Source organism: Phyllobacterium sp. YR531 (assembly GCF_000282595.1).
Taxonomy (GTDB): domain Bacteria; phylum Pseudomonadota; class Alphaproteobacteria; order Rhizobiales; family Rhizobiaceae; genus Phyllobacterium.
In genome coordinates, this window is the sequence record NZ_AKIZ01000014.1 from 177759 (window position 1) to 189357 (window position 11599).

12 protein-coding genes are annotated in these 11599 nt (G+C 52.5%); 10 read left to right on the plus strand and 2 right to left on the minus strand.

Annotation, left to right across the window (positions count from 1 at the left end):
- Positions 1 to 113 precede the first annotated feature (113 nt).
- Together recR and PMI41_RS05345 are read left to right on the plus strand one after the other, a co-directional pair.
- The gene (gene recR / locus PMI41_RS05340) at positions 114 to 719 is read left to right on the plus strand and encodes a recombination mediator RecR (RefSeq protein WP_008122557.1); all 606 of its coding nucleotides are present in this window, start codon (positions 114 to 116) and stop codon (positions 717 to 719) included.
- 46 nt (positions 720 to 765) lie between these two features.
- Positions 766 to 1977 (plus strand): lytic murein transglycosylase, encoded by a 1212-nt coding sequence (locus PMI41_RS05345; RefSeq protein ID WP_244423908.1) that lies wholly within the window; start codon positions 766 to 768, stop codon positions 1975 to 1977.
- A gap of 11 nt (positions 1978 to 1988) precedes the next feature.
- Here PMI41_RS05345 and PMI41_RS05350 read toward each other — a convergent pair whose 3' ends face one another.
- Both PMI41_RS05350 and PMI41_RS05355 read right to left on the minus strand, forming a co-directional pair.
- Positions 1989 to 2252, minus strand: a complete 264-nt coding sequence (locus PMI41_RS05350; RefSeq protein ID WP_008122562.1) for a hypothetical protein — start codon at positions 2250 to 2252, stop codon at positions 1989 to 1991.
- Positions 2253 to 2365: 113 nt separating this feature from the next.
- The gene (locus tag PMI41_RS05355; RefSeq protein ID WP_008122565.1) at positions 2366 to 3292 is read right to left on the minus strand and encodes a transglutaminase family protein; all 927 of its coding nucleotides are present in this window, start codon (positions 3290 to 3292) and stop codon (positions 2366 to 2368) included.
- Between the two features lie 209 nt (positions 3293 to 3501).
- Between PMI41_RS05355 and PMI41_RS05360 the strand changes: the two genes are divergently transcribed.
- The 8 genes from PMI41_RS05360 (at position 3502) to rbsK (ending at position 11593) form a co-directional block, all read left to right on the plus strand.
- Entirely contained in the window at positions 3502 to 3684 is a 183-nt protein-coding gene (locus PMI41_RS05360; RefSeq protein WP_157179318.1) for a hypothetical protein, read from the plus strand.
- 299 nt (positions 3685 to 3983) lie between these two features.
- A complete protein-coding gene (locus PMI41_RS05365) occupies positions 3984 to 4445 on the plus strand; it encodes a hypothetical protein (protein ID WP_008122570.1) in 462 nt (153 codons plus the stop codon).
- Positions 4442 to 5821 carry an FAD-containing oxidoreductase gene (locus PMI41_RS05370; protein WP_008122573.1) on the plus strand — a complete coding sequence of 460 codons (1380 nt, stop codon included), beginning with the start codon at positions 4442 to 4444 and terminating at the stop codon, positions 5819 to 5821. Before PMI41_RS05365 ends, PMI41_RS05370 begins: the two co-directional genes overlap by 4 nt.
- Before the next feature lie 208 nt (positions 5822 to 6029).
- Positions 6030 to 7073 carry an autoinducer 2 ABC transporter substrate-binding protein gene (locus PMI41_RS05375; RefSeq protein ID WP_008122575.1) on the plus strand — a complete coding sequence of 348 codons (1044 nt, stop codon included), beginning with the start codon at positions 6030 to 6032 and terminating at the stop codon, positions 7071 to 7073.
- An 84-nt stretch (positions 7074 to 7157) separates the two neighbouring features.
- Positions 7158 to 8657, plus strand: a complete 1500-nt coding sequence (locus PMI41_RS05380; protein WP_040853906.1) for a sugar ABC transporter ATP-binding protein — start codon at positions 7158 to 7160, stop codon at positions 8655 to 8657.
- Positions 8654 to 9631 carry an ABC transporter permease gene (locus PMI41_RS05385; protein WP_008122580.1) on the plus strand — a complete coding sequence of 326 codons (978 nt, stop codon included), beginning with the start codon at positions 8654 to 8656 and terminating at the stop codon, positions 9629 to 9631. Before PMI41_RS05380 ends, PMI41_RS05385 begins: the two co-directional genes overlap by 4 nt.
- An 8-nt stretch (positions 9632 to 9639) precedes the next feature.
- On the plus strand, positions 9640 to 10635 hold the full coding sequence (locus PMI41_RS05390) for an ABC transporter permease (RefSeq protein WP_008122582.1): 996 nt from the start codon (positions 9640 to 9642) through the stop codon (positions 10633 to 10635).
- A gap of 25 nt (positions 10636 to 10660) precedes the next feature.
- Complete coding sequence (gene rbsK / locus PMI41_RS05395) at positions 10661 to 11593, plus strand: ribokinase (protein WP_008122584.1); 933 nt, start codon at positions 10661 to 10663, stop codon at positions 11591 to 11593.
- Positions 11594 to 11599 lie beyond the last annotated feature (6 nt).

Genomic DNA, 11599 nt, shown 5'->3' on the forward strand with positions numbered 1-11599 from the left:
GCGATCACGGCAACCAATCCAAGATTGTATTATTTCGATCAAAATTGCGGCGCGGTTGAACAGTCTGCGGGTCTCTGATTCCCTTAAGTCGCAAATTGCTCTAAACCGGCGATATGTCGAAGCGAATCGCCGGTCCTGAAATTGAACGTCTGATCCAGCTACTGGCCAAAGTGCCGGGACTGGGGCCACGTTCTGCGCGCCGTGCGGCATTGCATCTGATCAAGAAAAAAGAAGCACTGCTTATACCTCTTGGTACTGCAATGCAGGATGCTGCCGAAAAGGTGCGCATCTGCACGACATGCGGAAATGTCGATACATCAGACCCTTGCATGATCTGTACCGATCCACGCCGGGAGCGTGCTACGCTGATCGTGGTCGAAGATGTTTCCGATCTATGGGCGCTGGAACGGGCAGGTTCGATGAATGTGCGTTATCATGTTCTTGGCGGACGCCTGTCACCACTCGATGGTGTCGGGCCGGATGATCTGAATATTGCAACGCTTGTCGGCCGGGTGGCAGAGGGCGAAATCAAAGAGATTATTCTTGCCGTGAATGCCACGGTCGAAGGCCAGACAACAGCGCATTATATCACTGATCAGCTCGCGGACTTCGATGTACGGATTACCAGACTTGCCCATGGCGTACCGGTGGGTGGTGAACTTGATTATCTTGACGAAGGAACTCTGACGGCTGCCTTGCGCGCCCGGACGTTGCTCTAAGGAGGCCATTTTGACCAAACCGTTGTTGAATTTGGCCATAGGCGTGTTGCTCGCCATTGCACACATAACGATTGCCCAAGCGGCTGCAAAAACTGACGTGCAAGCACAGTTTCAAAGCTGGCTGGCCAATGACCTTTGGCCTGAAGCACAGGCAAAAGGGGTGTCAAAGGCGGTGTTTGATCAGGCTTTTGCCGGAGTGTCACCTAACCTTGAACTACCGGATCTTGTCATGCCCGGTGAAAAACCGAAAACACCAAAGAAGCAGGTGCAGTCCGAATTCGGTTCCCCGGGTAAGTATTTCAATGACAAGACCATAAATACGACCACCTCTGGGGGGACAGCGCGTGCGGGTCAATATGCACGTACGTTGAAGGCCGTGGAGAGTAAATACGGTGTTCCCGGCGAAATCATACTGGCCGTCTGGGGGCGGGAGAGTGGTTATGGTACGGTAAAAATCCCTTACAATGCTTTCACTGTGCTTAGCACCAAAGCCTTTCTTGCATCCCGCAAGGAGATGTTCCGCAAGGAGTTGATAGCCGCGCTGGAAATTGTCCAGAAAGGCTATATCGGTGCAGGCGACATGAAAAGTTCATGGGCAGGCGCTCTAGGGCAGCCGCAATTCATGCCAACATCCTATCTGGAACATGCCGTCGATTTTGATGGCGATGGAAAACGCGATATCTGGAATTCTGTACCCGATACGCTTGGTTCAATTGGTCACTACCTTCAGCAATATGGCTGGCAGGCCGGGCGCGATTGGGGATATGAGGTCAATGTGCCGGAAACGGTGAGCTGTTCGCTCGAAGGGCCCGATCAGGGGAAGGCGTTTTCAGCGTGGGAAAAGCTTGGCATCAACCGGGTTAATGGGAAAGCTTTCCCGTCCAGTGAACTGAAGCGCGAGGGTTTTCTTTTGATGCCTGCTGGCAGGCACGGGCCAGCGTTCATAGTCACCAAGAATTTTTACGTGCTCAAGGAATATAATATGAGCGATCTTTATGCCCTTTTCATCGGGCATGTCGGCGATCGGATTGCTCATGGTGCGAAAGGATTTTCTGCAGGCTGGGGCGATGTAGGCGGGCTCTATCGTTCCGATATTGCCAGCCTGCAGAAGACCTTGGAAAAGCAGGGTTATGATGCGGGCGGCGCGGATGGGTTTCCGGGCTTCAAAACCCGGCGGTCAATCGGAACCTGGCAAAGCAAGCAGGGTATGGCACCGACCTGTTTCCCCGATAAGTCGCTGGTAAAAGCAATCAGGTAGCGGTTTTCTTCCTATCCGGAACGTTTGCGCTGATACGTTTGCTCACTGATGCTGGGGTGTGAGTTGATTGCAGTGATTACGGCCAAGGCAGCAAGGGAATTGATATCTTTGTTGCCTCTGTTGAATGCAGTCATAACAGTCTCTGCAATGACTTTGGCATCGTCATCCGTACTCGATTTTACAACAAGGGTCTGGGCCGCCTTGTCATAAGCGGCCTGCATAAGATCCCAATCTGCCTGTGAGTAAGTTGACTTCGACGGATTATCGAAAGGCATCCTTCAGGTCCTCCTCAAGACCGAATCGAAGCGGTAAATTTAGCGCCCCAATTGTGGCATGGCAAACCAAGAAACATCTGGCGTTGCGCAAGCAGGACAAGACATTGTTGCTATCAGAGTGTCGGCTCTGCCTCGGACGCATCTCTTACATGCCGTGAAAGCCGGTTCCAGCGCTGGCTGAACCATGGCGTTACCAGGGATATTTTTTCAAACCGGTTGTTGGTAAAAGACGGGTCATTTTCCTCGAATGTCCACACTTTGAAGTTGGTCAATTCGTGCGGGCCAAATGTATAAATCAAGGGAATATCGGCAGCGTCACGCCCACGTGCGACAACAATGCGGCCAATCCGGCGCTGATTGTGGCGCGCATCGAATGTATGCCATTTGCCGCCGAGATAGACTTCAAACCACGCGTTGAAATCCATTGGGGCGGGATCAGACGGCACGCCGATGTCACCCATATACCCGTTCACATATCGTGCGGGGATATTCATGCATCGGCAGAAGGCAACTGCCAGATGAGCGAAGTCACGACAAACGCCAACGCGTTCTTCGTGGGCTTGTGCAGCCGTGCGTGTGGAACGCGCAAAACCATAACTAAAGGTGAGACGCTGGTTGACATAATCGCAGATTGTTTGAACCCTTGTCCAACCCGGTTTTACGTTTCCGAACAGGTTCCAGGCGAGATTGCTCAACTCGTCTGTTTCGCAGTATCGGCTGGCAGAAAGATAAGCGAGGCACTCTGTGGGAAGCTTGTCGACCGTAAGTTCTTCTGCCTTTTCATCGACCGGATCGGGCAGGCCGTCATCTTTAACCACCGCATCGTATTTCAAAGAAAGATTACCCGCAGGCGCGAGCAAGCGCAGGCAACTATTACCAAACAAATCGGTAAACGTTTCCAACTTCACGTCCGGCGTAGCGGTAGGTCCGCGCTCACACTGGATGTGATTTAGCCGAGCCGATTCCAGATTCAGATAGGTTGTCATCGGCGTCGGCTCGTTGCAACGGATTCCTATCTCGTAACCGATACGGATCAACATGGCATTATCCTTTAAACTTTTCAGAACAACGCTGCGGCACAGTGGTAGTTCCGCCAATTTTTACTTTTTGCGTCAAAGGATATGCGAGACGGCTAATTCATAAATTGTTGACCATAAGTCAGGAGAGTTTGAACCAAATAGGCTCAATTGAGTTATTCTGAAGAGACGCCGCTAATGAGTGTGGTCGGCTTGGAGTGATTGGAATGGTCATGGCAGCAAGACATCCAAGAAACGACCGGACAGCAAATGTTCTTCGTCAGCAGGTTGTGCGTGCTGATTATCGCCGGACAATCGAAACTTCCCGCCCATCACAGGCTGAAAAGAATATTCCGGATGTTCTTCGCGATCTTTTGCAACGACTTGATGACGCAGAAAAGAAACAGGATCGCTAAGTTCAGTTTTTTATCTGCATCAGATTATCGTGGTAGGGTGCACGACCTGATTTGGCGTGGTGCACAAACGTCCCGAAAGACAATGCAAAAGCGAAGAATATTGCAAAAACAATGCCAAGACGCTGAACAAGCATGACAAACCCACCGCTATTTGCTGCGGTTTAATCCTATCTCGGACCCAGCGCAGCAGTTGAATTTTCTCAGATTATGTGTCGCAATGTGAATGCTGCCTGAACCTTGCGTTCATCCGGCATTTCAGTTGCTTGACCGAACACGAATTCAACCGGGGGAAGATTTCAATGTTCATTACACTTGCGCTGCTGATTGGTGTGATCGCGGGGCTGCGCGCGATGACGGCACCCGCTGCCATCAGTTGGGCGGCTTATCTGGGCTGGCTCAATCTGGGGGATAGCTGGCTGGCGTTTTTAGGTTATGCTTTCACGCCCTGGATACTTTCTGTTCTGGCCATAGGCGAGCTGATCACGGACCAGTTGCCGTCTACGCCCAGCCGCAAGGTGCCGGTACAGTTTGGCGCGCGCATACTCATGGGTGCCGTCAGCGGTGCAGCGATAGGTATAGGTGGCGGTGTGGTCATCGGCGGCTTGATTGCAGGTGCCATAGGCGCAGTCATTGGCACCTATGGTGGAGCTTATGTCCGGGGTAGGCTGGCAGCTAGTTTTGGACAGGATCGGCCAGCGGCATTAATCGAAGATGCGGTGGCCATCATCGGCGCTTATCTGATTATTGCTGCACTGCCATGACCAAGGCATTCGACGCTATCATTATTGGCGCGGGACAAGCCGGACCGGCACTCGCGGGAAGGCTGACGGGCTCTGGCAAAAAAGTAATGCTGGTCGAACGCAAGCTTTTTGGCGGGACTTGCGTGAATACTGGCTGCATGCCGACAAAGGCACTGGTTGCCAGCGCTTATGCGGCCCATCTTGCGCGGCGTGGAACGGATTTTGGCGTAACAATTGAATCGCCTATCCGCATCGACATGAAGCGCATATGGCAACGCGCTGACACAATTTCTTCCAATGCGCGGAACAATGTCGAGAACTGGTTGAAGGGTATGGAGGGATGCACAGTCGTGCAGGGCCATGCGAAATTTGCCGGACCGCATGAGATAGATGTTGATGGAGAAATTTACACGGCGCCGCAAATATTCATCAATACGGGCGGGCGGGCCAATATACCCGATATGCCCGGCCTTGCCGAAATAGACTATTTGACCAATACCGGAATTTTACAGCTGGATACCTTGCCGGAACATCTGGTTGTCATCGGGGGCAGCTATATCGGCCTTGAGTTCGCCCAGATGTATCGCCGTTTCGGTGCAAAGGTCACCCTTGTCGAAAAGGGGCCGCGACTAGTCTTCCGTGAAGACGAAGATGTGTCAGATGCGATCAAGGAAATCCTTGAGGCAGAAGGCATTGAATGCCGCCTGAATGCCAAGTGCATATCATTCAAGCGGCATGTGCAGGGCACGGAAGTCAGTGTTGACTGCAATTCCGGCGCACCGCCGATTATTGGATCGCATATACTGCTTGCAATCGGAAGGACGCCCAATACTGGCGATCTTGGTCTGGAGAACGCAGGTGTTCAGGTCGACGAACGCGGCTACATCAAGGTCAATGACGATCTTTCAACGACGGTCGAGGGTATTTGGGCGCTGGGTGATTGCAACGGGCACGGTGCATTTACGCATACGGCCTATAATGATTTTGAAATTGTCGCTGCCAATTTGCTGGATGGGCAGGATCGCAAGGTTAGCGAACGGATTTTGGGCTACGCGCTTTACATTGACCCGCCCTTGGGCAGGGTTGGTTTAAGCGAAAGTCAGGCCCGTAAAAATGGCCGGAAGCTTCTCGTGTCCAAAAGACCAATGACCCGTGTTGGCCGTGCGGTCGAGAAGGATGAAACCAAGGGCTTTATGAAAATCGTTGTGGATGCGGAGACGCAAAGGATTCTCGGCGCAGCAATTCTGGGTACGGGCGGTGACGAGGCCATTCACGGCATTTTGGACATGATGAATGCTGATGCCGATTACAAAAAACTGCAGTGGGCCGTTCCGATTCACCCCACCGTGTCGGAGTTAATTCCAACACTTCTTGGTGATCTGAAATCAGCCAATTGACACGCGTTGCTATTTTGCAGAACATTTGATCCGCGCAATGAACAAACGTATTGACATCCGCTCAATCATCTTAGAAGCTAGATGAAACGTTTCATATTGAAGAAATGTCAATTGCCGCGTATGTTCCAGCCGGATGAATCGCGGTAGCTCAGGGAGAATGGGAGCGGCGTAACACCGTGACCAAAGGCAAACCAAGGGAGGAAGCCTCGTGAAGAAACTTTTAGCATGTTTGGCAATGACATTGGCGCTGGCTATGCCCGCACTAGCCGATGGACCGTTGGATACGTCCAAGGTCAACAAGGAATATGTGACGGGTGCCGACGGCAAGAGCTATACGATCGCCACGGTCGTTAAAGTCGACGGCATCGCATGGTTTGACCGTATGCGCGAAGGCGTCGAGCAATTCAAATCAGAAACCGAGGCTGACGTCTGGATGGTCGGCCCTAGCTCTGCCGATGCAGCAGCACAGGTGCAGATTGTCGAGAACCTCATTGCACAGGGCGTCGATGCTATTTGCATCGTTCCGTTCTCGGTAGAGGCAGTTGAGCCTGTTCTAAAGAAGGCCCGCGAGCGCGGTATCGTTGTTATCGCGCATGAAGCTTCAAACATCGTGAATGCCGATTATGTTCTCGAAGCTTTTGACAACAAGGCCTATGGCGCGAAGCTGATGGAAGTTCTGGCAAAGTCCATGGACGGCAAGGGCAAATATCTTGCCACTGTTGGCAGCCTGACATCAAAGTCCCAGATGGACTGGATTGATGGTGCTATCGAATATCAAAAGAAGAACTTTCCGGAAATGTCGCTCGCGACAGAACGTCTGGAAACCTATGACGACGCCAATCAGGATTATACCAAGCTGAAGGAAGCCATGACGACCTATCCGGACGTCAAGGGTATTCTCGGCGCGCCAATGCCTACATCGGCAGGTGCCGGACGTCTGATCGCTGAAGGTGGATTGAAGGGCAAGGTATTCTTTGCCGGTACGGGACTTGTTTCTGTTGCGGGTGAATACCTCAAAAATGGCGATATCCAGTACATTCAGTTCTGGGACCCCGCAGTCGCTGGTTATGCCATGAATGAACTTGCAGTTATGGCTCTCAACAAGAAGACCGACTTGATCAAGGCTGGCCTCAACCTTGGTCTGCCAGGGTATCAAAGTCTTCTCGCACCGGATGCGTCAAAGCCGAACCTGCTCTATGGCGCAGGCTGGGTTGGCGTTACTGCCGAGAACATGGGTTCGTATAACTTCTGATAATGAACCTGCTTTGAGACGGAGGCGTTGCAAGACGCCTCCGTTTCGTTGATGTTCGCGGGTCTCCACCGCAGCGGGGAAAGCATGAGCGAAAATCTTCTGGAACTTAAAAATGTCAGCAAGCGCTTTGGCGGTCTTGTGGCTCTCGATAATGTTTCGCTTGTGCTCAAACCAGGCGAAATTCATTGCCTGGCCGGCGAAAATGGCTCCGGCAAATCGACGATCATCAAGATCATGTCCGGCGTGTACACGCCAACCGATGGCGAGATACTGATAGATGGAAAGCCTTTGACAGGCTTTACCCCTGCACAGTCTGTACAGCAGGGTATCCAGGTCATTTATCAGGATTTTTCCCTTTTCGGGAATTTGACTGTCGCCGAAAACCTCGCGCTTAATACTTTGCTGCTTGAGGGCAAGAAGTCTGTCAGCTGGAAACGCATTCGCGATCTGGCAACGAAAGCACTGGCTCGGCTGGGCGTGACCATGGATCTCGACGCTGATGTCGAGTCGCTACCAACCTCCGGTAAGCAGATCGTGGCGATTGCCCGCGCCATGATGGGTGATGCGCGCCTTATCATCATGGATGAACCCACGACCGCTCTTACGCGGCCGGAAGTAGACGCCTTGTTCCGTATTGTGCGGGACATTCAGGCGCAAGGCATTGCAGTGCTTTTCGTCAGTCACAAGATGCGCGAAATGTTGGAAATCAGCGAGCGCCTCACAGTCCTGCGTAATGGCAAAAAAGTTGCCGAAGGTCCGATCAGCGATTTCAACGAGGCAGCGATTACGCGTGCCATGACCGGGCATGATCTGACCGATCAGACATATGAATGGAAGCCTGCGGCTGCCATTGATCAACCGCGGCTGGACGTCAAACAATTGAATATTCCCGGCGCCTTGGAGAATATTGACCTCACACTGCATGCCGGCGAAATCGTTGGTCTTTCGGGACTTATAGGATCAGGCCGGACGGAGCTTGCACTTGCCCTGTTTGGTATGAACCCGAAATATACGGGTTCAGTGATGATCGATGGAAAAAAAGTACACCCGAAGAGTGTACAGGAGGCGATTGAAAGTGGTCTGGCCTATGTGCCCGAAGATCGCCTGACTGAAGGGCTTTTCCTGACCCAGTCGATTGAGCGCAACATGCTCGCAACGTCGTTCGAGAATTTCGTCAGCGGCATATTCATTGATCGCAAGAAGGCAGATGCGGCCACGAAAGCCATGTTTGGCGCAATGCAGATCGCGGCCCCCGGTCCACAGACGCCGGTCAATCACCTTTCCGGTGGCAACCAGCAGCGCGTGGTGCTCGCGCGGTGGCTGTTGACCGGGGCTCGAGTGCTCATTCTCAATGGACCGACTGTCGGCGTTGATGTTGGCTCCAAGGCGCAGATTCATCGCAAAATCCGGGAACTGGCTACCCAGAATGGATTGGCCGTATTGATGATTTCCGACGATGTTCCGGAGCTTGTCCAGAACTGCAACCGCGTCATCGTAATGCATCGGGGCAGGTTTGTTGACGAGGTTTCCGCAGATACACTGAACGAAGACGCTCTGAACGACCGGTTGAAGGCTTTGAAATGACGATTTTTCGCCGATCAGAAACGATTATCGCCGTCATTCTATTGGTGGCCATGGTCCTCATTGGATTGATCAACCCGGCCTTCTGGTCGCTCGATAACATTTTCGGATTGCTCCGCAGCAATGTCATTATTGGCATTATGGCTCTGGGCGTCCTGGTCGTGATGATCTCCGGTGGCATCGATGTGTCATTTACGGCATTCGCCGTTGCAGCCATGTATTTGACTGTAAAGGGTATGCTCTATTTCGGCTATGAAGGTGTGCTTTTGCCATTTGTCGTGGCCACATTGATCGGTCTTGCCTTGGGTGCGTTCAACGCTTTCTTCATCCATACATTCCGGATGATCCCGCTGATCGTGACCCTGGGTACGGGCAGCGTCGTGCGCGGGTTGCTGTTGGGCCTGGTGGGCACCAGTATCGTCAATATCGACAAGATGCCTCCACAGCTCATCAATTTTGCCAAGGTTAATCTCGTCAACTCGACATCTGCGACCGGCACGAATTTCGGCCTGACTGCCATGATCCTGATTTACCTCGGGCTGGCGCTGGTGACGCATCTTTTCCTGCGCTACACGATGATCGGGCGTAGCATTTTCGCCTATGGCGGTGCACCGGAGGCTGCAAAGCGTGTCGGCTTCGACACGCGCAAGACCCTGCTTTTTGTTTATTGCTTTGCGGGTGCCTTGGCAGGGTTTGCCGGACTTCTGCAGGGCTCAATGATCTGGCAAGCCAATCCGCGTGATTTCGCCGGTTTCGAGCTTGATGTCATCGCGGCGGTCGTGCTTGGCGGAGCATCGATCTTCGGTGGGCGCGGCAGTGTCATCGGAACGCTGCTTGGGGTGTTCATGCTTGTCATGGTCAAGAACAGCCTGATCATCATGAAGGTCGATACGACATGGCAACGGGTTGTCGTCGGCGTGATTATAGTTGGAGCAACCGCGCTGACAGCGTGGCGTGATCGCAAGAAACTGGTGTGAGAAGTACAATGTCAGACAGCTCAATCGCCAAACGTATTCTCGGGCAGGACCGCAACATCCTGCAGCTCATCGCGATCACCATTCTGGTTTTTGCGCTGATGTCTTGGCTTAACCCCGACAAATTCCTGCGCTACTACAATTTTGAGTCCATCACCTACATCATGCCCGAACTTGGTATTCTGGCCATCGCCATGATGATTGCGATGCTGACGGGCGGGATCGATCTGTCTGTGGTCGGTATCGCCAATCTTGCCGGTATTCTCGCCGGGGTGTTTTTCCATTCGGTCATTGTCGGTACGGATCAATCGACGGGCATGATCCTACTCTATACGGGTCTTGGAATATTGATGGCACTTGGCATTGGCCTGCTGGCAGGGCTGTTGAATGGGTTTTTGATTTCAAAACTGCGGATCACACCCATTCTCGCAACGCTTGGCACAGGCCAGATATTTACCGGCCTTGCAGTGGTACTCACGGGCGGTCCTGCAATAACCGGCTTCCCGGATGGCTGGAACTTCATCGGCAATGGCAAGATTATCGGTGTGGCTACGCCATTTGTCCTTTTTGTCATTGTGGCGGGAGCTGTCGCCGTTCTGCTGACCCGGACGACTTTTGGTGTCAATCTGATGCTCATCGGTACCAATCCCAAGGCTGCCGTTTTTGCCGGTCTGCGCAAGGATCGCATGATCCTTTATTCCTATATGCTGACTGGTCTGCTGGCCGCTGTAGCTGGGGTAATTCTGTCTGGTCGCACCAATGCTGCAAAGTCAGACTATGGCGCGTCATATCTGTTGCAGGCTGTCCTGATCGCAGTTCTTGGCGGCACAAATCCCGCCGGAGGCAAGGGCAGGGTTCTTGGCGTATCTATTGCATTGATTGCGTTGATGTTGCTTTCTTCCGGTTTCCAGATATTGCGGTTCTCCAACCATTTGATCGACTTCATTTGGGGTGGATTTCTGCTGATCGTTATTGCTTTGAACGCTTTCCGCAATACCGATAGGTAACGGTACCAATTTGAGGGACATATATATGGCACGACGCATTGCAGTGGTTGGCAGCAACATGACCGACCTGGTGACATCGATCATCCGCATGCCTGCACCTGGTGAAACGCTGGAAGCCCCGGAGTTTTCCATGGGTTTCGGTGGCAAGGGTGCAAATCAGGCCGTCGCTGCCGCAAGGTTGGGCGCTGATGTACTGATGCTCACCAAGGTTGGTGACGACGTATTCGGCCAGAGCACGATCAACAATCTCAAGGAAAACGGTATCGATATTTCTCATGTCGGCACTGTTGCGGGTAAGTCTAGCGGTGTTGCGCCGATTTTCGTCGATCAGACGGGCGAGAACTCCATTCTTATCATCAAGGGTGCGAACAACGATTTGAAACCTGCCGATATAGACGCGGCAGCCGATGATCTGAAAAAATGCAGCCTGATCCTGATGCAATTGGAAGTGCCGCTTGAGACTGTCTATTACACGCTTCAATTTGCCGAGAAGCATGGCATCGAAACCATATTGAATCCCGCACCTGCTGCCCCGGATTTGGACCCTGCAAAAGTCACGACCGCAACTTTTGTCGTGCCGAACGAGACAGAGCTGGCATTACTGACCGGATTGCCAACGGGAACAGATGAAGAGATTGAAGCGGCGGCTCATTCGCTTATTTCCAAGGGCATCCGTACAGTAATTGTAACCCTTGGTTCGCGTGGCGCACGCCTGATAACTAAAGATCAATCGACACTGATCGAGCCGGTAAAGGTCAAACCAAAAGACACGACTGGGGCCGGTGATGCCTTCATCGGCAGCTTTGCTCAGTTCTATGTCGAGACAGGCGAGCTGGAAGCATCGTTGAAAAAGGCTGCAATCTATGCCGCAGATTCCATCACGCGCCCTGGAACGCAAAAATCCTATGCCACTGCCGAAGCCTTCGAACAGTTTCTGTCGGCTCAATCCACCCGCTAATGAGGT

Coding starts and splice junctions, on each gene's coding strand:
- PMI41_RS05360 (WP_157179318.1), top strand. CDS start 3,502: ATGGCAGCAAGACATCCAAGAAACGACCGGACAGCAAATGTTCTTCGT.
- recR (WP_008122557.1), top strand. CDS start 114: ATGTCGAAGCGAATCGCCGGTCCTGAAATTGAACGTCTGATCCAGCTA.
- PMI41_RS05380 (WP_040853906.1), top strand. CDS start 7,158: ATGAGCGAAAATCTTCTGGAACTTAAAAATGTCAGCAAGCGCTTTGGC.
- PMI41_RS05365 (WP_008122570.1), top strand. CDS start 3,984: ATGTTCATTACACTTGCGCTGCTGATTGGTGTGATCGCGGGGCTGCGC.
- PMI41_RS05390 (WP_008122582.1), top strand. CDS start 9,640: ATGTCAGACAGCTCAATCGCCAAACGTATTCTCGGGCAGGACCGCAAC.
- PMI41_RS05355 (WP_008122565.1), bottom strand. CDS start 3,292: ATGTTGATCCGTATCGGTTACGAGATAGGAATCCGTTGCAACGAGCCG.
- PMI41_RS05370 (WP_008122573.1), top strand. CDS start 4,442: ATGACCAAGGCATTCGACGCTATCATTATTGGCGCGGGACAAGCCGGA.
- PMI41_RS05385 (WP_008122580.1), top strand. CDS start 8,654: ATGACGATTTTTCGCCGATCAGAAACGATTATCGCCGTCATTCTATTG.
- rbsK (WP_008122584.1), top strand. CDS start 10,661: ATGGCACGACGCATTGCAGTGGTTGGCAGCAACATGACCGACCTGGTG.
- PMI41_RS05350 (WP_008122562.1), bottom strand. CDS start 2,252: ATGCCTTTCGATAATCCGTCGAAGTCAACTTACTCACAGGCAGATTGG.